Source organism: Micromonospora sp. MA102 (genome assembly GCF_025460765.1).
Lineage (GTDB): Bacteria > Actinomycetota > Actinomycetes > Mycobacteriales > Micromonosporaceae > Micromonospora > Micromonospora halotolerans.
Genome location: NZ_JAMWEG010000004.1, coordinates 323,252 through 342,906, shown reverse-complemented (window position 1 = coordinate 342,906; position 19,655 = coordinate 323,252). Strand labels below are relative to the sequence as shown.

Below are 19,655 nucleotides of genomic sequence, written 5' to 3'. Positions count from 1 at the left end.
GCACGTCACGACGCCTCGTGACGGCGGCGGCGGGGAAGTCCCGTCTCGTGGGAGGATCGCGCCGTGCCGTCGCTCTTCGCTTCATACCTGCGCGTGTACGAGCCGCTGACCGCCTTCGATCGGGACCGCCAGTCGTTCTGGCGTCGCTACGTGAACGAGGGTCGGGCGGTCGCCCCGCTGGAGGGGCCGGTCCGGCAGCGGACGGCGGTGATCGAGGCGCTGGGCGCGGGCTGGACCCGGCTGCCCGACCTGCCCGACGAGGCGTACGTGCTGGAGACCGACGACACGCTGCTGGTCTGTCCCTGGAACCTGCGGATCCGGGTCGCCGAGGCGGCGCTGAGCGCCCGCGACGGCGTGCCCTCGGTGCTGGCCGACGCGTTCGTCCCGCCGGTCCTGGCCGGCCAGGCGAAGGCCGTGGTGGAGGACTGGCGCAGCGGGGCGCGGGTGCTGGAGCACGGGGTGCCCCGGGTGCACGAGCAGATCGCCACCTGGGGGGTGCCGCTGCGCTGGTTCGTGCTCTTCGACGCGCAGGAGCGGCACCTGGTCACCGAGCCGGAGCGGCGGGCGCTGCGCTACCGGACGGAGATCTCCAAGGCGCGCCGCCGGTCGTCCCGGGCGCTGTCGGTGCTGCGCAAGTCGGTCGGCGAGGCCCCGATCACCGAGGCGGTCGAGGAGGCCGCCCGCTGGCTGGAGGAGTTCCACCCGCGCTCGGTGGTGGAGCTCGACTACGGCGGCCTGGTGCAGCTGCTGCCCGACGAGATGCTCGCCGCCGACGACTCGACCGAGCTGGTCGCGACGGGGTTGGCCGGGCTCTCCCGGGGCGAGGCGGAGGAGGCCTCCGCGGCGTACGACAAGCTGGTCGCCCGCTGGCGCGCCGTGCAGCTGCTGGAGCGTTGCAACTAGGGCCGGGTTTGCCCGGGTTGTGGTCTCTCGATGCGAGAGTGTCTCGTAGTTGACGCATCACGAACCGTGATCATGAGTCCCATTAAGGTAGTTTCTGCGGCATAAAAGTCGTAAAAATCGGGCATGGTTCATCCGTCCGTCTAGGGACCTTCAGCCGTTCGGCCCATGTCGGACATCGGGGACTAGCCGGACCATGGGAGGCGCGTCGGCCGGCGGGACCCCGGCCGATGTCTATACATGTGGAGGAGTGACCCGATGGCATCGCGAACGCACGAACCAGAGCCGCTACTCACACCGGCCGAGGTGGCGTCGATGTTCCGTGTCGACCCGAAGACGGTGACCCGGTGGGCCAAGGCTGGCAAGCTCAGCGCCATCCGGACCCTGGGCGGCCACCGCCGTTACCGCGAGTCGGAGGTCCGGGCCCTGCTGCAGGGGCAGATTCCCCAGCAGCGCCAGGGGGACTGACGACCCGGACGATTCACAGGCGTTCCGATCAGGGGCGGTGGGACGTCGCGACAGCGACGATCCGCCGCCCTCAGTCGTTTCCGGGGCCGGCTCAGTCGAGAACGATGCGCAGGCCGACCGTGCCGCTCTCGCCCCGCCGCAGCCGGCTGCCCAGCAGGCTCAGCCGGCCGATCAGGCGGTACTTCTGCTTGAGCAGCCCCCGGATCCGCCGGGTCGACTCCGGGCCGCTGACCGTCGCGTGCCCCGGCACCGCTTCGCCGTGCGGCCGGCCGCGCACGTCGCACGGTGCCACCGTGACCCGGCCGTCGCGCCGGATCCGCTTCACCTTGCCGGAGTCCGACACGGTCCACACCGCCAGCGCCTCGCCGTCGCGCACCGCCCACACCGGAGTCGGCACCGCCCGCCCGTCCTTACGGAACGTCGTGAGCAGCACGTACTTCTCCGCCGCCAGGCGGTCCAGGTCTGTCACGCCGCTCAGGATACGGCCGTGACGCACCGGCCGAGCCCGGATAGCGTCAACGCCGTGAGCGGGGAACCCACGATCGGCGACGTGTTCGGCGAGATGATCCGCGACGCGTACGCGGTCAGCACCGGAATCGGGCCCCGGCCGCTGGTCGGCGGGCGGCTGCCCCGGCCGGTCATCGAGATCATCGAGCGCGACGACGGGCTGGTCAACGGCGCACCCACCGAGCACTACCTGGACCCGCCGGAGCGGTGGCAGCCGTACGACCACCGGGCCGTCGACCGGGTGCACGGGCAGGTGCTGGACATCGGCGTCGGTGGCGGCCGCATCGCGCTGCACCTCCAGGAGCGCGGGGTGCCGGTCACCGGGCTGGACACCTCGATCGGTGCGCTGCGGGTCAGCCGGCACCGGGGCGTACGCGACCTGGTGCTCGGCACCGTTGACGAGCACGTCGCCGACGGCCGGCGCTACGACACGTTCCTGCTGCTCGGCAACAACCTGGGGCTGTTCGAGGGGCGGGAGCGGGCCCCGGCGCTGCTGGCCGCGCTCGCCGCACTGGCGCGCCCCGGAGCCCAGGTCATCGCGCACGGCACCGACCCGTACGGCACGACCGATCCGGTGCACACCGGCTACCACGAGCGGAACCGGCGGCGGGGGCGGCTGGGCGGGCAGCTCCGGCTGCGGCTGCGCTACCGGCTGCTCGGCACCGAATGGTTCGACTATCTGGTGTGCTCGGTGGAGGAGTTCGCCGAGCTGGTCCAGGGCTCGCCGTGGCGCCTCGTCGACGTGGACGACCGGGACCACCCGTACTACCTGGCCACGCTGCGGCTGGCTTGACGCCGGCGGGCACCCGCGGGCGCCCGCCGGCGTACCGGGTCAGACCTGCACGGTGGGGGTGGTCTCCTCCGGGGGGAGGCCGCCGTCGCCGTCGACCACCTCGTCCGGCGTGCCGTCCTCGTCGATGTCGACCATGGTGATGTCGACCTTGCCGTCGCCGTCGGTGTCGAACTGGAACAGGTCGGCCTTCCCGTCGCCGTCGGTGTCCACCACCCAGACGTCGGTCTTCCCGTCGTTGTTGGTGTCCGCGCGAAGCAGGTCCACCCGCTCGTCGCCGCGGGTCTCCACGGTCTCGGTGCTGTCGGCGCTCTCCGGTGCCTGGCTCATTTCGATCCTTCCCTCGGCGTTGACGGCCGTCTGTACCCGATCCGACGCGCCCCCACTCATGCCCGCGGGCCGGCCCTGCATAGGGTCGCACCCAGGATCGAGCGAGCGGACCCACCCGGCGCGGCGGAGACCCCGCCCGTCGTGAGGCCGCGGCGGAGGGACATCGATGAGTGGTCGTTTTGTGGTCGTCGGGGCCGGCACCATGGGCCTCGGCATCGCGTACGTGGCGGCCGGCGCCGGGTACGCGGTCGAGCTGGTCGAGGTGGACCCGGCGCGCGGCGCCGAGGCGGTGCGGCGGCTCGGCGAGCTGTGGGAGCGCGGTGTGCAGCGCGGCAAGCTGACCGCCGAGGCGGCGACGGCGAACCGCGAGCGGGTCACCCTGCGGGCCGGCCTCGCCGAGGTGGCCGAGGGCCCCGACGTGATCGTGGAGGCGGTCCCCGAGCGGCTCGACCTCAAGCGGGCCGTGCTCGCCGACGCCGAGAGCCGCCGGCCCGCCCTGCTCGGCAGCAACACGTCCAGCATCCCCATCGCCGAGCTGGCCGAGGGGCTGGAGCGGCCGGCCGATTTCGTCGGCCTGCACTTCTTCAACCCGGTCTGGGCCATGGCGCTGCTCGAGGTCGTGGTCGGCCCGGCCACCGCCCCGGAGACCACCGAGGCGGCCGTCGCGCTCGCCGGCCGGCTGGGCAAGGACCCCGTCGTGGTACGCGACCTGCCCGGCTTCGCCACCTCGCGGCTCGGCGTCACCCTCGGCCTGGAGGCGATCCGGATGGTCGCCGACGGGGTGGCCAGCGCCGCCGACATCGACAAGGCCATGGTGCTCGGCTACCGGCACCCGGTCGGCCCGCTGGAGCTGACCGACCTGGTCGGGCTGGACGTCCGGCTCGACATCGCCCGCACCCTCCAGGCGGCGTACGGGGACCGGTTCGCCCCGCCGCCGCTGCTGGAGGAGATGGTGGCGGCCGGCCGGCTGGGCAAGAAGTCGGGCCGTGGCTTCTACACCTGGGAAGGCGGGGTGAAGCAGTGAGGGCGAGGAGTGCGCTTGCGAGCCCCACGGTCGCGAGCGGAGGGCGGGCACGATGAGCGGGCTGCGGATCGAGGAACTGCCGGACCGGCTCGTCGTCACCCTGGACCGGCCGGAGAAGCGCAACGCGATCGACGCGGACCTGATCGGCGAGCTGCACGCCGTCTGCGCCGAGCTGGAGGCACGGCCCCGGTTGCTGCTGCTCACCGGCGGCACGGAGGGCATCTTCGCCGGCGGCGCGGACATCGCCCAGCTCCGCGAACGCGGCCGGCTGGACGCGCTGGCGGCCATCAACCAGGCCGCCTTCGCCCGGATCCGGGCGCTGCCGATGCCCACCGTGGCCGCCGTGGACGGCCCGGCGCTGGGCGGCGGCGCCGAACTGGCGTACGCCTGCGATCTGCGGGTGTGCACGGCGCGGGCGGTGTTCGGCCAGCCCGAGGTGCGGCTGGGCATCCTGGCCGGCGCCGGCGCGACCTACCGGCTGCCCGCCCTGATCGGTGAGGCCCGGGCCAAGGAGCTGCTCTTCACGGGCCGGCGGGTGGACGCCGACGAGGCGCTGCGGATCGGGCTCGTCAACCGGGTGGTGGCGGAGCCGGCGGAGCTGCTGCCCACCGCGCACGGCCTGCTCGACGAGATGGCCAAGGGCTCGGCGCTGGCGCTGCGGCTCACCAAGCTGGCGGTGGACGCCCCGGCGGCCGCCCACCCGCAGCTCGACCTGCTCAGCCAGGCGGTGCTCTTCGAGGACGAGGAGAAGCACCGGCGGATGACCGAGTTCCTGGAGCGGCGCCGCTCCCGCTGACCGCGGACACGACGAGGGCCGCACCGGTTCGCCCGGTGCGGCCCTCGTCGTCGTCTCAGTGCCGGATCTGCACCCCGGCGTCGGCCAGCGCGGTGATCACCCGCGCGGACTCACCGAAGCCGATCACCAGCACGGCGTCCGCCCCGTAGTCCTTGATCTCCCTGGCGCCGGCGGAGAAGTCCACCGGCGGAGGCGACGCGCCCTCCGGGGGCACGTAGGACAGCAGCTTCACCTTGTCGGCGCCCATGCCCGCCCGCTCCAGCTCGGAGCGGACGTTCTCCTGGAGGCCCTCGCCGTAGGAGTCCTTACGCGCGACGATCACGATCTTGTGCGGTCCGTCGCGCATTATCACGTCGGCCAGCGCCCGACCCTGAAGGCCGTCCGGCGGGGCGGTGCGGAAGTAGAGGCCCTTGTCGTCCACGGTGCTCAGCCCCGCGTCGGTGTTCGACGGGGAGAAGAGGATCCGGCCGGCGGCCACCACGTCGGGCAGCACGGCCCGGGAGATGCCCGAGGCGCCGGCGCCGATGATGACGTGCGTGCCCTGCTGGACGTGCGAGGCCACCGTCGCCTTCGCGATCTTCGGGTCGGTGCCGTCGTCGCCGTCGATCCACACCACCGGCTCACCGAGCGCGCCGCCCGCCGCGTTGATCTCACGGATCGCCAGCGCCGCGCCGGCCGCCATCGGCGGGTACGCCAGGGCCAGGTCACCGGTCCTCGGCAGCAGCCCACCGAGCACCAGCGGGGAGCCGTCCTCCTTGTAGGACTTGCCCGGACGCGACTTCTTGCCCCGCGGCGGCTTCTTGGTGCTCGCCCCCGACTCGTCACCGGCGCCGACGAACTCGGTCTTGCCGTCGTCCAGCTGGTGGTCACCGAAGTGCAGCGTCGCGTAGCTGGCCGCGGCCGGCTCACCGACGTCGGTGAACCCGGCGCGGGTCAGCGACACCCCGCGGTACTCGATGTCCTGGCCCGCCCGGGCCAGCTGGAGGCAGGTGGCGACCTCGTCGCAGCGCTGGCCGCCGGTGGTCACGCCGACGATCTGCTGGGCGATCTCCGTCGGCTGGGTCGTGCCGGCGAGCTGGGCGGCCAGCACGCTGATCACGATCGCGTCGTAGGTCTCCGCCGAGTAGAGGTAGTCCTTCAGCTTCGGATCTACGGTGCGTAGCCGTTCCTTGAAGCTCTCGGGCAGCGGCGTGAGCGGGGTGGTGCCCTTCATGCCGTTGAGAAGGTCCGCGCGGTCCTTCAGTTCGTCGACGTACGAGTTCTGCATGTTGCCGTCGGTGCCGTAGAGGCGCACCTGGGTGGTGGTGGCCTCTTCGGGCTTGTCGCTCCCGCAGGCGCTGGTGGCGAGCAGGAGCGCCGCGCAGGCCGTGGACAGGGCCGTACGCGACGCGCGAGATCTGAGCATTGTCGTCCTTCCTCCGGCGAGGGTCCGCTGCGCACACTAGCGTGCCGGCGCGGAGAGCGGGACCGTGGAGGTCGGTCCGTCGGCACCCCGACTGCCGGTATCACTGTGAGTGACGGCCGGGCCGTTCCGGGGTCACGGCTTGACCCTCCGAACTACTGTTCCGCAGGTGACCGACGAAGCACAGCAGACGCTGGACGATGCGACCGCCGTGCTCCGCTCGGCGCTGGCCGGTGACGGCGACGGCGTGGTGGGCACCTTCGACGCCGTCGTGGACCGCTCCGGGCTGGCCGGGGCGTACGGGGTGGCCTGGTGCCTGGCCGCCACCATGGTCGGCGACGAGGCCCCCACGGGCGGCGCCGCGCTCGACTTCCCCGGGATCGACCAGGCCGACTACGACACCCGGTGGGTGGCCCGCTTCGTCAGCGCGTACGCCAACCACGACGCCGACACCGGCGAGGCGCTGTTCGGGGCCGCGGCGGCCGACGGGCTGCTGCCCGACTGCCTGCTCACCCTCGCCGGCTCGACGGTCGCGACGCTGCGCAGCCGGGCGGGCTGACCGCCCGTCCCGGCCCCGGCCTGTGATAGCTCTGGTGCATGTCCGAGGCGATGCTCAGCAAGGTCCGCAAGCTGCTCGCCCAGGCGGAGGACGCGGCCTGCACGCCCGCCGAGTCGGCCGCCTTCATGGCCAAGGCCACCGAGCTGATCGCCCGCTACGGCGTCGACCGGGCGCTGCTCGCCGCCCGCGAGCCGGGCACCGACCCGGTAGGCGACCGGGTGGTCGAGGTGGTCGCCCCGTACGCCCGGGACAAGGCCGCCCTGCTCGCCGCGGTCGCCGACCCGCTGCGCTGCCGCTGCGTACGCCGCCGGCAGGGCAGCGGCTTCGACCTGCACCTGTTCGGCTTCGCCAGTGACCTGGAACGGGTGGAGCTGCTCTTCACCTCGCTGCTCGTGCAGGCCGCGCACGGGCTGGCCGGCACCGCCGTACCGGCCGGGGAGCATCCGGCCGCCTTCCGGCGTACCTGGCTGGCCGGCTTCGCGCAGGCGGTCGCCGAGCGGCTGCGGACGGCCGAGGCCGGCGCGGTCGCCGGGTCCGGGGCACCCTCGGTGGCGCTGGTGCTCGCCGACCGCTCCGACCGCGTCCAGCGCCGGGTGGCCGAGGTGTACCCGCGGCTGCGTACCGCCCCGCGCCGCCGGCTGGCGGGCAGCGGCTTCGGTCCGGGCGCGGCCGCGGGTCGCCGCGCCGACCTCGGCGGCACCGGCGTGGGCGGCGCCCGGTCCCCGGCGCGGGGCATCGACCGCTGACGCCGGTGGTCAGTCCGTGGTGCGGGCGACCGTCGCCAGGTAGCGGCAGAGGAGTTCGTGCCAGCCGGCGGTGAGCGCCTTGCGGTAGCCCTCGGCGGCCTCACCGTGCCGGTCGAAGTAGCGGTGCTCGACGTCGACCCGGGTCAGCTCCGGCCCCTCGGGCTGGAAGAGGACCTCGACCTCGCTGGCCCGCGCCGGATCCGGCACCGGCACCCGGTCCGGCCCGAGCTGCCAGGTGAAGACCAGCCGGCGGGGCGGATCCCAGGTCAGCACCCGGCCCCAGTCGCCGCGGAAGCCGTACGGGCCGATCTCGTAGAGCATGCCGCCGGCCCGCGGTTCGATGCCCAGCTCGGCCAGCGCCTCCGGCCCCGACCAGGTGTATTCGCGCACCCACCAGTCGGTCAGCGAGCCGGTGAACACGGCGAACGCCCGGTCGGCGGAGGCGGGGGCGAAGAGTGTGCTGCGGAGGGAGAATCGGTCGAATTCCTGGTGGACCTCATCCGGATCGGCCATCCCCTGTCCCATAGGCCCGGACCATACCGGCTCATGCCCCGCTGTGCAGCTTTCATCTTCGCCCGCTTCCGGACAGCGGGAGTTCCCATTCCCGACAGTGCCGGGCCGTCCGCACCGCCGCTGTTCACGGGCGTACGGGGCCACCAGGGATGCCCCGCCGGAAACCGGGTAACCGCCGCTGATTCGGCCCGGCCGACGGGCCAGCGGGGAGCGGGGAGCATGAGCGAGAACGGCGCGACCGAGCGGGAGCCGGACCAGAAGGGCGGGCGGCCCGCCCGCCAGGACGGCGGGCAGTCCGAGCCGGACGTCCTGCTCGACATCCCGGAGGTGACGGTCGACCAGATCCGGCTCTCCGTCCGAGGTCTCGACGCCGACCTGTCGCTGCGCGCCCGGCTGGCCAACCTGCTGCAGCTCGACGCCGGGGTCCGGGTGCATCTGGACGACGTGGAACTGGACGTCACCGGCGTCAGCGCCGAGGTGCTGCTCAAGGTGCGCCTGGAGAAGCTGGTGCAGATCCTGGACCGCGCGCTCACCAGCATCGACCGCAACCCGCACCTCATCGAGGCGCTGGCCCGCGTGGCCGTGACCGACGTCGAGGAGGTCAACCGGGTGGCCCGGCAGCTGGCGGGCGCGCCCGTCCGCGACGAGAGCGGGCAGCGGATCGGGACGGTCGGTGCGGTGGCCGACCGGCCACTGCGGGAGGGCGTCGGCCGGCTGGCACCGCCGTCCCCGGCAGTGCCGAGCCCGGCCCGTGCCCCCGAGCCCCCGATCGGCGAGCAGGCACACCCGGCACCGTCCCCGGGCCAGGGGCGGCCGAAGCCGCCGGCGGGCGACCAGGGGCAGCCGAAAGCGCAGGCGGAGGCCGGGGGCAGGGGGACCGGCGCTCCGCCAGCCGGCGGTGGCGAGCAGCCGTCCACTCGTGGCGGCGGCGGTGCCACCCGCGAAGGCGGCCCGGCGAGCCGTCAGGGCGGCGGCACGTCCCGCGAGGGTTGGCAGCCGGGCGCCGGAGCTGGCCAGACCGGTCCAGGCGGGCAACCGGGCGGCGGGGGCGGCCAGACCGGCGCAGGCGGGCAGCCCGGCCGGGAGAGTGGGCAGCCCGGCGGCGGCCCCTCCGATGCAGGTGCTGGCCGGCCGCCGACCGGTCAGGCACCCAGCGGGGCCGGAGGGCCATCCGCCGCCGGGAAGGCGGCCGAGCCGGGGAAGGCTGGCGAACAGGCGAAGCCGGCGGCCGGCGGTAAGCCGGAGGAGGAAGCAAAGAAGGAGCCGGGCGGCCCGCCCGGACCGGCCCAGCTCGCCGGCCAGGCCGGGGAGACGCTGTTGCAGGCCGGCCGGAGCGTCTGGGAGGCCATCCAGAACGGCATGAGCCAGCACCGACCGAAGCGGTAGTCGCGCAGTCTCAGCTAAGCGGGGCCGGGGACCGCCACCAGCCCGTACGCCGGAGCAGCAGCAACGCCGCGACCGGCGTGAGCGTCACGGCGAGGGCGACGCCGCTGGTCAGGTCGCGCGGCGTCCAGATCAGGTTGTCGCCGATCCCGTTGGCGTGCGCGATGAGCGAGCAGGCCACCAGCAGCCCCAGGGCCGCGAGCGTGGCCCCGACGCGACGCCCGCGCCCGCCGCGCTTCGCCGCACCGCCCTGCCGCACGGGCCGGGTGACCACCGCGACGGGCAGTGGCGGTGCCGGCCGGACGGCCGCCGGCTCGGCGACGGCGGGTCCGATGCTGACCGCGGGGGACGGCGCGACGGTCGGGCGCTGGCCGGTCAGCCGCCCCTGGAGGGCGGTGAGTCCTCGGACGGCCCAGACCGCCGGCGGTACGACCAGCAACATGACCAGGGCCGTGTGGGTCGCCCATGCGCCGGCCAGTGTCGGGCCGCCCCAGGCGTCGGCGTACCAGGCGGTGCCGGTCTGCTCGGCGAGTCCGAGCCAGGGGCGGAACGGGTACGCCAGCACGTTGATCAGCACCAGGTAGGCGAGCACCGCGGTCAGCGCGGTGGAGGCGACCGCGACCGGCAGGGCGAGCAGGGCAGCGCCCAGTCCCCGCAGCCGACCCGGCCGCCGCACCGACGCGCCCAGTGCGCCAAGTGCCCGGGGCACGGCGACCACCGACGAGGCGAGCCGTCGCCGGCTCTCGGCCCCGTAGGTGAACCGCCAGGGCGCGAAGATGTCCCGCTTCTCTCTCGTCATGCGGCTCAGTCTTCGCCCGGCTCCACCCGAGACACCATCGGGACCAACCCCGGCCCGACCCGGACCCACGCCCCTGACCACCTGCCGGCGGGTGCCAACAGCAAGATCCCCACCGGCGTTTCCGCTGGTGGGGATCTCTGTAGCCCGGCGAAAGGCTATGTGGCCAGGGGCGGGGTCGAACCGCCGACCTTCCGATTTTCAGTCGGACGCTCGTACCAACTGAGCTACCTGGCCGTGCTGTCCGGCTCATGCTACCGCACAGGCCGATACGCAGAACGCCGCGCATGAAGGGCGCGGCGTCAGCGCTTGCGGTCCTGACGGGACTTGAACCCGCGACCTCCGCCTTGACAGGGCGGCGAGCACTCCAACTGCTCCACAGGACCTAGCTGGTGTTGCATCCGGCCTGAGCCGGACCGTGCCCCCAACGGGATTCGAACCCGTGCTACCGCCTTGAAAGGGCGGCGTCCTGGGCCGCTAGACGATGAGGGCGGCCCCGCCATCATTGCACACTCGCAACTTCAAGCGGACTTGCTCCCATCCGGCCCCGCCGGAGGCATGAGAAGCATATGCCATGCCTCCTCGGCCGGCCAAACCGGTATGGCCACGGGCACAGAGCCGGGCGAAACCGCAGGTCAGAGGCGGTGTTACCGCAGCCTGGAGATCCCGTACCGCCGCTTGAGGTCCGGAATCAGGTGCCGGCAGGCGGCCATCGTCTGGGTCCGGTCGCCGCCCGCGTCGTGCATCAGGACGATCGAGCCGTGGTGGGTCGCGGCCGTCACCCGCTTGACGATCGTCTTCGCCGGCGGGTGGTCCCAGTCCTGCGGGTCGACGCTCCAGTGCAGCGGGCGCAGCCCGAGCTGGCGGGCCACCGTCAGCTCCTCCGCCGTCCAACGGCCGCCGGGCTGGCGGAACCAGGTGATCGGGGCGCGCGGCGCGGCCGCCCGGATGGCCTGGTTGGTGCGGACCAGGTCGGCCCGGATCTCGGCGAGCGGCCGTCGGCCGAGGTTGATGTCGTGCCGCCAGCTGTGGTTGCAGATCTGGTGCCCCTCGCGGGCGATCCGGGCCACCAGCTGCGGGTAGCGCTTGGCCTGCTTGCCGACCAGGCAGAAGGTCGCCGTGACGTGGGCCGCCCGGAGCTGGTCGAGGATCTGCGGCGTGTACCGGGGGTCCGGCCCGTCGTCGAAGGTGAGGGCGACCCCCTGGCTGCCGCTGGAGCGGTGCAGCCCGGCGGGCAGGGTCTTCGGCACCGGCCGCAGCTTCGGCTTCGGCGGCGTGGTGCGGCTCGGGCTGGGCCGTGGGCTCGGCGTGGGCGACGGCGTCGGGGCAGTCGGGGCGGCCGGTGAGGCGCTGGACTGGGACGGGGTCTTGCCGGGCTCGCCGCAGCCGGCCACGAGGAGGACCAGGCCGAGGGCGAACGCCAGCACGGCGCGTGGACGCATCGTCGCTCCGAGAGGGGGTGGGGTCGGGCGGACTTTCCGACCGTAGTGGACGTCGCGCCGAATCGGGAGGGGCCGGCCCCTCAGCCCGCCGTCGACTGGTCCAGCGAATCCCGTACGGCCACCGCCAGGGAGACCGCCTCGGCCAGGTCAACCGGGCGGACCACCCCGGCCGGGAGCGTGTCGGCCCGCCAGCCCGGCCCGGCGGCGAGCACCAGCAGGGGGCGGCGCGGGGCGGTGAGCACCGCGGTGAGCTGGTCCGGATCGGCCGTGGCGCGGGTGTGCGACCAGAGCACCACGGCCGCCGGGCCGGTGCGGTTGACCGCCTCGACCAGGGCGGGCACCGGCACCCGGGCGCCCAGCATCCGGTAGCCCACCCCGACCTCGGCCAGGGCGGCGCCCAGCGCCTCCAGCGGAAGGGAATGTTGTTCCTCATCGGCGCAGGCGAGCAGGATCCGGGCCGGCCCGGCGGCTGGGTGGGCCCGGGCCACGGTGGCGAACGCCTCGGAGACGCAGCGGGACATCAGGTGCTCGACCTCGACCAGCCCGCCGGTGGCGGCGTGCCGTTCGCCGATGCCGGCGAGCACCGGCCGCAGCAGCCCGTCCCAGGTGGGGACCACGCCGTCGGTGGCGAGGGCGTGCGCGATGGCCCGGCCGATCGCCACCGAGTCCAGCCGCATGGCGGCGCGGGCCACCCCGCGGGCCGCCGGTCCGGCGCGCCCGACCGGGATGGTCGTTCCGCCGCCGTCCCGGACCGCCGTGGCCCGCCGGTTCGGCCCGGGCCGTTCGGCGGGGAGGACGGCCGGTGCCTGCCGGGCCCAGCGGGCGGCCTCGGCGGGGGCGACGCCCTCCGCGGTGAGCCGGCGCATGATGTCCAGGCGCGCGAGATCCGCCGGCGTGTAGCGCCGGTGGTGTCCCGGGACGTGCTCGCTGGGGCCGAGGCCGTAGCGCTGGTGCCACGTGCGCAGCGTGGTGACGGCGACCCCCAGCCGGCGCGCGACGGCTCCCGCGCTCAGCGCCTCATCCGCCACCCGACCGCTCCGGTGCGTTGTCGGCCGGCGCGCCCGTCCGGGCCACGTCGGCGACGGGACGGGCCGGCCGCAGCAGCCGGTTCACCACCCCGCCGAGCCAGGGCGCGTACGCGCGGGGGTCGACGTCCAGCTCCGTCTCCAGCTCGCCGGGGTCGACCCAGCGCAGGGTGGCCACCTCGTCCGGGTCGGGCCGGATGGGCAGGTCGGCCGGTACGTCGGCGCGCAGCACGTGGTCGTACTCGAACTCGACCCGACCGGTGGCCGGGTCCTCGGCGTAGTAGACGTAGACCCCGACCTCGGTGAGGTCGACCGGTTCGACGCCGAGTTCCTCCGCGAGCCGGCGGTTGGCGGCCTCGACCAGCGACTCGCCGGGCAGGGGGTGGCCGCAGCAGGCGTTGGCCCAGCGCAGCGGGAACCGGGTCTTCACGGCGGCCCGCTGTTGCAGCAGGATCCGCCCCCGCGGGTCGACCAGCAGCACCGAGAAGGCCCGGTGCAGCCGGCCGGGTGGCTGGTGGGCGGCGGCCACGGTGGTCTCGCCGAGCACCCGCCCGCCGTCGTCGACCAGCTCGACGAGGTGCTTCTCCCGGGCCGTCAAGACGTCCTCCCGGTGATCCGCGAGGCGGCGAGCTTGCCGCTGATGAGGACCATCGGCACGCCCACGCCGGGCTGGGTGCCGGAGCCGACGAAGACCACGTTGCCCAGCGTCCGGTGCAGGTTCGGCGGGCGGAAGGGGCCGGTCTGGAAGAGGCTGTGCGCGGCGGCGAACGGGGTGCCGGCGGCCATGCCCTGCGCCGCCCAGTCGGCCGGGGTCACCGCGCGCAGCACCTCGATGCCGTCGCCGAAGCCGACGTAGCCCCGTTCCTCCAGCGTCGTCACGAGCTGGTCGGCGTAGCGGCGGGTCAGGTCGCCCGGCCAGTGGAAGGGCGCCCGGTGGAGGTTCGGCACCGGCGCGAGCACGTAGTAGGTGTGCCGGCCGGCCGGGGCCACCGACGGGTCGGTCCGGCTCGGGTTGGTCACCAGCAGCGACGGGTCGGTCATCAGCTCGCCCCGCCGGATCACCTCGTCGAACGTGCCCTTCCAGGACCGCCCGAAGTGGATGTTGTGGTGGGCGATCCGGCTGTAGCCCTGCGTCGAACCGACGTGCAGCACCACGCAGGAGGGCGAGTAGGTGAGCTTGCGCTGCCGGCTGGCCGGCAGCAGGTCCCGGTAGGCGACCGGCAGGTCCGGGTTGAGCACCACGACGTCCGCGGGGACGAACTCGCCGTCGGCCGTGACCACGCCGGTGGCCCGGCCGTGCGCCGTCTCGACCCGGGTCACCGTGGTGCCGTAGCGGATCTCGACGCCGTGCTTCTCCGCCGCGCCGGCCATCCCCCGGGAGACCGCGTGGATGCCACCGCGCGGGAAGCACACCCCGGCCACCGAGTCGAGGTACGCGATGACCGCGTAGATGGCCAGCGCGTCGTGCGGGGCGAGGCCCGCGTACATGGCCTGGAAGGAGAAGATCCGCTGGGTACGCGGGTCCCGGAAGAACTGGCTGATCTTCGTCTGGAGCCGGCGGAAGGCGCCGTTGGCCAGCAGCCTGAGCAGGTTGCCGGTGAGCAGGTCGGTCGGCGCGTCCAGGTTGCGCTCGATGAAGTCCGCCCGCTCCCAGCGCCACAGGTCGCGCGCGTAGTCGACGAAGCGCAGGTAGCCGTCCGCCTCCCGGGGCCCGCAGACCCGGGCGATCTCGGCGGCCATCCGGGTGGTGTCGGTGATGACGTCCAGCGTCGACCCGTCCGGATACCAGGCCCGGTAGGCCGGGTCGAGCGGGGTCAGGTCGAGCCAGTCGCTCAGCTCCTCGCCGACCGCGCCGAGCGCCTCGGCGATCAGGTCGGGCATGGTGAGCACGGTCGGTCCGGTGTCGAACTCGTACCCGTCGACGCCGAGCCGGCCGGCGCGCCCACCGGGCACCGGCTCCCGTTCCAGCACGGTCACCTGCCGGCCGCTGCCGGCCAGGTGCAGCGCGCAGGCCAACCCGCCCAGCCCCGCGCCGACGACCACCACCCGGTCGGTACGCCCGCTCACGGTGCGCATTCCGGCTCCCTTGTTCGTGAAGTTGCCCATCATGCCCGCCGCGTGGTGGCGGCGGTGGCGAGGCCGGTCAGCGCGGTGCGCGCGGTGCCGTCGATCGGAGCGCCGTCGAGCACCACCTGCGCCTCGGTCACCCGGTCGGCGATCATCCGTTCCACCCGGGCCACCGCCCCGGTGTCGCGCACCAGGTCGGCCAGCCGGGCCACCTCGCCCGCCCCGGTGACCGTGCCGGCCCGCTCCAAGGCGCGGCGCTGGGCCGGAGTGGCGAGCTGCCGGGCGAGCATCAGCAGCACGGTCGGCTTGCCGGTCCGCAGGTCGTCCCCGGCCGGCTTGCCGGTGGCGGCCGGATCACCGTAGACCCCGAGCAGATCGTCGCGGAGTTGGAACGCCTCCCCGACGGCCAGCCCGTAGCGGGTGTAGGCGGCGATCAGCCGGGTGTCCGCCTCGGCACCGGCCAGGGCGGCGCCGAAGAGCAGCGGTCGCTGGACGGTGTAGCCGGCCGTCTTGTAGCGGGCCACCCGCAGCGCCCGGTCGACCGACCAGTTCGCCGCGTCGTGCTCGCCGAGCACGTCGAGGAACTGCCCGGCGACGGTCTCCACCCGCATCTGGTCGTAGCAGCGGCGCACGTCGAGCAGCCGGGCCGGCGGCACGGCGGCGTGCGTCATGAGCCGGTCGGCCCAGACCAGGCAGAGGTCGCCGATGAGCACGGCGACGGCCTCGCCGTAGCGCTCCGGGTCACCGGTGTGCCCGGCGGCCCGGTGCCGCAGGGCGGCGGCCCGGTGCGCGGTGGGCCGGCCGCGCCGGGTGTCGGAGGCGTCCATCACGTCGTCGTGCACCAGCGCGAAGGTGTGCAGCAGTTCGAGCGCGGCGAGCGCCGGCAGCACCGAGGGCAGCGGCGCGTCGCCGCCCACCACTCCGCGCCAACCCCAGTACGCGAAGGTCGGCCGGACCCGCTTGCCGGCGGCCAGCACGCAGTCGCGGGCCGTCGCGGCGAACCCGCCCATCGCCACGTCGATGTCGGCGAGCGCGTCGACCTCGGCGGACAGGAACGCCGTGAGGGTCTCGTCGACGGCCGTCACCAGGTCCTGTGTGAACGCGGCCAGGACACCGCGGACCGGATCGTCTGTCGCGCCGGGCTGTGCCGGCGCGACGAAGCGGGGCGGAGTACCGGCAACTGCGTCGTTGGCCATGTGGGCGAGCGTACCCTAGGGTTACGAGTTGCGTCGATTGCTGCGTCGGATCTGGAGGAGGGCCGGTGGACACGGATCTCACCGCTGCCTATGAGCGCTGCCGCGAGCTGCACCGGCGTCACGGCCGTACCTACTATCTCGCCACCCGGCTGCTGCCCGCCTGGAAACGGCGGCATGTACACGCCCTGTACGGCTTCACGCGCTACGCCGACGAGATCGTCGACCGCACCGAGGACCTTCCGCCGGCCGAGCGCGCGGCCCGGCTCGCGGAGTGGTCCGCCCGGTTCGTCGCCGGCCTGCACGGCGAGCCGGTCGACGACCCGCTGCTCCCCGCCGTGCTGCACACCATCGCCGTCTTCGACCTGGACCGCGACGACTTCGCGTCGTTCCTGCGCAGCATGACGATGGACCTCACGGTCCTGTCGTATCCCACCTACGACGACGTGCTCGACTACATGGAGGGGTCGGCGGCGGTCATCGGCACCATGATGCTGCCGATCCTGGGCAGCTCCGACCCGGCCGCCGCCCGGGAGCCGGCCCGCCAGCTCGGCTTCGCCTTCCAGCTCACCAACTTCATCCGGGACGTGGCCGAGGACCTGGACCGGGGGCGCACCTACCTGCCCGACGAGGACCTGGCCGCGTTCGACGTCACCCGGGAGGACCTGCTCGCCGCCCGGGCCGCCGGCCGCGGCACCCCGCGACTGCGGGAGCTGATCGCGTACGAGGTCACCCGCGCCCAGGCACACTACGAGGCCGCCGCGCCCGGCATCCCGCTGCTCGCCCCGGCCTCGCAGGCCTGCATGCGCACCGCGTACGCGCTCTACGGCGGCATCCTCGACGAGGTGGCCGCGCAGGACTTCGACGTGTTCGCCCGGCGGGCCCGCGTACCCCGGCGCCGGCGGATGGCGGTGGCCGCGCAGGCGCTGGTCACCCCGGCCGGCGCGCCGGTGCGGATCCCCGGCCCGGCGCTCCGGCCGGCCCTGGCGGCGTCAATTTGATCATCCGCACCGCTCGGACCCGCTGTGGATCCCCTCAGAGACAGGAGTGCAGCGCCTCCACCAGATCCTCCACCCGGTCGTGGTCGGCCAGCCGCGCGGTCGCGTACGCGAAGGTGTAGCCGCGCTCCGGGTCGGCCCAGGCGCTGCTGCCGCCGATCCCGCCCATGCCCCAGCTCCCGTCCGGCTCCCACTGCATGCCCAGCGTCCAGTACGCCCGCCGGTCCAGCACCAGGTCCGGCCCGTCGTACTGCACCCGGGTCGCCTCGGCGACCAGCTCGGGGCTGAACCGGCGTACCCCGTCGAGGGCGCCGCCGGCGAGCAGTCCGGCGTAGAGGCGGGCCAGGGCGGACGCGGTGGCGTGCAGGTTCACCGCGGGGAACTCCGTGCCGCGCCAGAGCGGGGCGTTGACCACCGCCACGTCCAGGCCGCCGGCCGGGTTGCCCACCGCGCGGGCACGCAGCGACCCCGGCTCGCCCAGCATCCGCACCGGCCAGTCCGGGTCGGCGTACGACACGTCGGCGCAGCGCCGCTGGGCCGCCGCGTCCAGGCCGAAGGCCAGGTCGAGGCGCCACGGCCCGGCGATCTCCTCGGCCAGGAATCGCCCCACCGGCCGCCCGTCCACCCGGCGGACCAGCTCGCCGACCAGGTGCCCGTACGTCCAGGCGTGCTCGCCCGCGACGCTGCCCGGCGTCCACTCGGGCTCGGCGGCGGCCAGGTCGGCGCAGAGCAGCCCCCAGTCGGTGATCGCCGCGGTGGGCCGGGGCACCGGGAACGCGGGCAGCCCGGCGGTGTGGGCGAGTACCTGCCGCACGGTGGCCGGGGCACGGAACCCCGGCCAGTACGCCGACACCGGCGCGTCGAGGTCGACGCGGCCCCGGTCGACGAGGAGCAGGAGGCAGAGCGCGACCACCGGCTTGCCCACCGAGTAGACGTTCACCAGGGTGTCCGGCCGCCACGGCGCCCCGGCCCCGACGGCCGGGACGGCCACGCCGGGCGGGACGGTGGCGCGGGTGCCGCCGACCAGGTCGAGCACCGGCGCGCCGTCGTACCAGACGGCCAGCGCCGCGCCGGTCTCCCGGCCGGCGGCGAACAGGTCGTGAAAGCAGTCCCGGACCGGGGCGAAGCGTGCGTGCATCCGGCCACCGTAGGCCGTGGTGATGATCACCGGCGCGGGAATTCCGGCCCGACGCGGTGGCCGGTGGCCCGGCAGTGCGGAATGCTGGCGGGGTGGCGGAGTCGGAACTGGTGGACGTGGTCGTGGTCGGGCTGGGCGTCGGCGGCGAGGAGGTGGCCGGGCGACTCGCCGAGGCCGGCCTCACCGTGGTCGGGATCGAGCGCGACCTGGTCGGTGGCGAGTGCCCCTACTGGGGCTGCATCCCCAGCAAGATGATGATCCGGGCGGCCAACGCCCTCGCCGAGGCGCGCCGCGTCAACGAGCTGGCCGGCAGCGCCGAGGTACGGCCCGACTGGGCGCCGGTCGCGAAGCGGATCCGCGAGGAGGCCACCGACACCTGGGACGACCGGGTGGCCGTGGACCGGTTCACCGGCAAGGGCGGCCGGTTCGTCCGGGGCAGCGGCCGGCTCGACGGCCCGAACCGGGTCCGCGTCGGCGACCAGGTGTTCGAGGCCCGGTACGGGGTCGTCCTCGGCACCGGCACCCGCCCCTCGGTGCCGCCGATCGACGGTCTGGCCGACACCCCGTACTGGACCAACCACCAGGCCATCGAGGTCGAGGAGTTGCCGGCGTCGCTGCTGGTGCTGGGCGGTGGCGCGATCGGGCTGGAGCTGGCCCAGGTCTTCGCCCGGTTCGGGGTCCGGGTGACGGTGGTCGAGGCGGCCGACCGGGTGCTCGCCGTCGAGGAGCCGGAGGCCTCCGAGATCGTCGCCGCGGCGCTGCGCGCCGACGGGGTGGAGATCCACACCGGGGTCAAGGCCGAGCGGGTCGCCCACGACGGCACGAGCTTCACCGTCCACGCCGGCGACCGGGCGTTCAGCGGCGAGAAGCTGCTGGTGGTGACCGGCCGCCGGGCGCACCTGGAGGAGCTGGGCCTGGATTCGGTCGGCATCGACTGCACCCAGCGCTACCTGCCGGTGAACGGGCGGATGCACGCCGCCGACGGGATCTGGGCGGTCGGCGACCTCACCGGCGAGGGCGCCTTCACCCACATCGCCATGTACCAGGCGGGCATCGTCGTCGCCGACGTCCTCGACCACATGCGACGGGTGAAGGGCGGTCCGGACGCCAGTGGCACCGCCAGCGTGGTCGGCGGTGCGGCCGGCGTGGTCAGCGCGGTCGGCGGGGCCATGAGCACGGGCGGCTCGACCGTCGCGCCGGGCAGCGTGCCGGTCGCCGACTACCGCGCGCTGCCCCGGGTCACCTTCACCGACCCGGAGGTCGGCGCGGTCGGCCTCACCGAGCAGCAGGCCCGCGCCCGCGGCATCAACGTCCAGGTCGGCCGCACCGACCTCACCTCGTCCACCCGTGGGTGGATCCACAAGGCCGGCAACGCCGGCCTGATCAAGCTGGTCGCCGACGCCGACCATGGCGTGCTCGTCGGCGCCACCTCGGTCGGCCCGGCCGGCGGCGAGGTGCTGTCCGCGCTGGTGGTGGCCGTGCACGCGGCCGTCCCGATCAGCCAGCTCCGGCACATGATCTACGCGTACCCGACCTTCCACCGGGCCATCGAGGACGCCCTGCGCAACCTCAAGTAGC

General features: G+C 74.4%; 21 protein-coding genes and 3 tRNA genes. 10 read left to right on the top strand and 14 right to left on the bottom strand.

Going from position 1 to position 19,655, the window contains the following annotated elements; all coding sequences use genetic code 11:
- Window positions 1-63 precede the first annotated feature (63 nt).
- A complete protein-coding gene (locus NFX44_RS11500) occupies window positions 64-903 on the top strand; it encodes a hypothetical protein (protein ID WP_262283483.1) in 840 nt (279 codons plus the stop codon).
- A gap of 255 nt (window positions 904-1,158) precedes the next feature.
- Window positions 1,159-1,368 carry a BldC family transcriptional regulator gene (locus tag NFX44_RS11495; protein ID WP_007073996.1) on the top strand — a complete coding sequence of 70 codons (210 nt, stop codon included), beginning with the start codon at window positions 1,159-1,161 and terminating at the stop codon, window positions 1,366-1,368.
- A 91-nt stretch (window positions 1,369-1,459) separates the two neighbouring features.
- Here NFX44_RS11495 and NFX44_RS11490 read toward each other — a convergent pair whose 3' ends face one another.
- Window positions 1,460-1,837, bottom strand: a complete 378-nt coding sequence (locus tag NFX44_RS11490) for a PPOX class F420-dependent oxidoreductase (RefSeq protein ID WP_151461154.1) — start codon at window positions 1,835-1,837, stop codon at window positions 1,460-1,462.
- Between the two features lie 54 nt (window positions 1,838-1,891).
- On the opposite strand from NFX44_RS11490, the gene NFX44_RS11485 reads away from it, so the two are divergent.
- Entirely contained in the window at window positions 1,892-2,668 is a 777-nt protein-coding gene (locus NFX44_RS11485) for a bifunctional 2-polyprenyl-6-hydroxyphenol methylase/3-demethylubiquinol 3-O-methyltransferase UbiG (RefSeq protein ID WP_262283482.1), read from the top strand.
- A gap of 39 nt (window positions 2,669-2,707) precedes the next feature.
- On the opposite strand, the gene NFX44_RS11480 is transcribed toward NFX44_RS11485, so the two are convergent.
- Window positions 2,708-2,995 (bottom strand): hypothetical protein, encoded by a 288-nt coding sequence (locus NFX44_RS11480; RefSeq protein ID WP_262283481.1) that lies wholly within the window; start codon window positions 2,993-2,995, stop codon window positions 2,708-2,710.
- 166 nt (window positions 2,996-3,161) lie between these two features.
- Here NFX44_RS11480 and NFX44_RS11475 point away from each other — a divergent pair, with 166 nt between their 5' ends.
- Both NFX44_RS11475 and NFX44_RS11470 read left to right on the top strand, forming a co-directional pair.
- Window positions 3,162-4,019: a 3-hydroxyacyl-CoA dehydrogenase family protein gene (locus NFX44_RS11475; protein WP_262283480.1), complete on the top strand. Its 858-nt coding sequence runs from the start codon at window positions 3,162-3,164 to the stop codon at window positions 4,017-4,019.
- A gap of 52 nt (window positions 4,020-4,071) precedes the next feature.
- Window positions 4,072-4,815 carry an enoyl-CoA hydratase/isomerase family protein gene (locus NFX44_RS11470; RefSeq protein ID WP_262283479.1) on the top strand — a complete coding sequence of 248 codons (744 nt, stop codon included), beginning with the start codon at window positions 4,072-4,074 and terminating at the stop codon, window positions 4,813-4,815.
- A gap of 55 nt (window positions 4,816-4,870) precedes the next feature.
- Here NFX44_RS11470 and NFX44_RS11465 read toward each other — a convergent pair whose 3' ends face one another.
- Window positions 4,871-6,220 (bottom strand): ABC transporter substrate-binding protein, encoded by a 1,350-nt coding sequence (locus NFX44_RS11465; protein WP_262283478.1) that lies wholly within the window; start codon window positions 6,218-6,220, stop codon window positions 4,871-4,873.
- A gap of 166 nt (window positions 6,221-6,386) precedes the next feature.
- Here NFX44_RS11465 and NFX44_RS11460 point away from each other — a divergent pair, with 166 nt between their 5' ends.
- Both NFX44_RS11460 and NFX44_RS11455 read left to right on the top strand, forming a co-directional pair.
- Entirely contained in the window at window positions 6,387-6,776 is a 390-nt protein-coding gene (locus NFX44_RS11460) for a hypothetical protein (RefSeq protein WP_262283477.1), read from the top strand.
- Between the two features lie 38 nt (window positions 6,777-6,814).
- Window positions 6,815-7,522, top strand: coding sequence for a DUF2786 domain-containing protein (locus NFX44_RS11455; protein ID WP_262283476.1), 708 nt, complete (start codon window positions 6,815-6,817; stop codon window positions 7,520-7,522).
- A 9-nt stretch (window positions 7,523-7,531) separates the two neighbouring features.
- Here the strand turns inward: NFX44_RS11455 and NFX44_RS11450 are convergent, their stop codons facing one another.
- Complete coding sequence (locus tag NFX44_RS11450; protein ID WP_262283475.1) at window positions 7,532-8,047, bottom strand: SRPBCC family protein; 516 nt, start codon at window positions 8,045-8,047, stop codon at window positions 7,532-7,534.
- A gap of 207 nt (window positions 8,048-8,254) precedes the next feature.
- On the opposite strand from NFX44_RS11450, the gene NFX44_RS11445 reads away from it, so the two are divergent.
- Complete coding sequence (locus tag NFX44_RS11445; RefSeq protein WP_262283474.1) at window positions 8,255-9,421, top strand: hypothetical protein; 1,167 nt, start codon at window positions 8,255-8,257, stop codon at window positions 9,419-9,421.
- 10 nt (window positions 9,422-9,431) lie between these two features.
- On the opposite strand, the gene NFX44_RS11440 is transcribed toward NFX44_RS11445, so the two are convergent.
- From NFX44_RS11440 to NFX44_RS11400, 9 genes are all read right to left on the bottom strand, one after another.
- Complete coding sequence (locus NFX44_RS11440) at window positions 9,432-10,217, bottom strand: hypothetical protein (protein ID WP_262283473.1); 786 nt, start codon at window positions 10,215-10,217, stop codon at window positions 9,432-9,434.
- A 160-nt stretch (window positions 10,218-10,377) separates the two neighbouring features.
- Window positions 10,378-10,451 (bottom strand) — tRNA-Phe (locus NFX44_RS11435).
- A gap of 75 nt (window positions 10,452-10,526) precedes the next feature.
- Window positions 10,527-10,600, bottom strand: a tRNA-Asp gene (locus NFX44_RS11430).
- A 33-nt stretch (window positions 10,601-10,633) separates the two neighbouring features.
- Window positions 10,634-10,706, bottom strand: a tRNA-Glu gene (locus NFX44_RS11425).
- A gap of 155 nt (window positions 10,707-10,861) precedes the next feature.
- A complete protein-coding gene (locus NFX44_RS11420; RefSeq protein ID WP_262283472.1) occupies window positions 10,862-11,656 on the bottom strand; it encodes a polysaccharide deacetylase family protein in 795 nt (264 codons plus the stop codon).
- An 80-nt stretch (window positions 11,657-11,736) separates the two neighbouring features.
- Window positions 11,737-12,684: a MerR family transcriptional regulator gene (locus NFX44_RS11415; RefSeq protein WP_262283471.1), complete on the bottom strand. Its 948-nt coding sequence runs from the start codon at window positions 12,682-12,684 to the stop codon at window positions 11,737-11,739.
- Complete coding sequence (idi, locus tag NFX44_RS11410) at window positions 12,674-13,279, bottom strand: isopentenyl-diphosphate Delta-isomerase (protein WP_262283470.1); 606 nt, start codon at window positions 13,277-13,279, stop codon at window positions 12,674-12,676. Before idi ends, NFX44_RS11415 begins: the two co-directional genes overlap by 11 nt.
- Window positions 13,276-14,757 (bottom strand): phytoene desaturase family protein, encoded by a 1,482-nt coding sequence (crtI, locus tag NFX44_RS11405; protein WP_262283469.1) that lies wholly within the window; start codon window positions 14,755-14,757, stop codon window positions 13,276-13,278. The genes idi and crtI overlap by 4 nt, the downstream gene beginning before the upstream one ends.
- Window positions 14,758-14,786: 29 nt before the next feature.
- Complete coding sequence (locus tag NFX44_RS11400) at window positions 14,787-15,944, bottom strand: polyprenyl synthetase family protein (RefSeq protein WP_262283468.1); 1,158 nt, start codon at window positions 15,942-15,944, stop codon at window positions 14,787-14,789.
- Window positions 15,945-16,009: 65 nt separating this feature from the next.
- Between NFX44_RS11400 and NFX44_RS11395 the strand changes: the two genes are divergently transcribed.
- A complete protein-coding gene (locus tag NFX44_RS11395) occupies window positions 16,010-16,942 on the top strand; it encodes a phytoene/squalene synthase family protein (protein WP_262283467.1) in 933 nt (310 codons plus the stop codon).
- Window positions 16,943-16,976: 34 nt separating this feature from the next.
- On the opposite strand, the gene NFX44_RS11390 is transcribed toward NFX44_RS11395, so the two are convergent.
- Complete coding sequence (locus NFX44_RS11390) at window positions 16,977-18,077, bottom strand: serine hydrolase (RefSeq protein ID WP_262283466.1); 1,101 nt, start codon at window positions 18,075-18,077, stop codon at window positions 16,977-16,979.
- Between the two features lie 92 nt (window positions 18,078-18,169).
- Here NFX44_RS11390 and NFX44_RS11385 point away from each other — a divergent pair, with 92 nt between their 5' ends.
- On the top strand, window positions 18,170-19,654 hold the full coding sequence (locus NFX44_RS11385; RefSeq protein ID WP_262283465.1) for an NAD(P)/FAD-dependent oxidoreductase: 1,485 nt from the start codon (window positions 18,170-18,172) through the stop codon (window positions 19,652-19,654).
- The last annotated feature ends 1 nt before the right edge of the window (window position 19,655 follow it).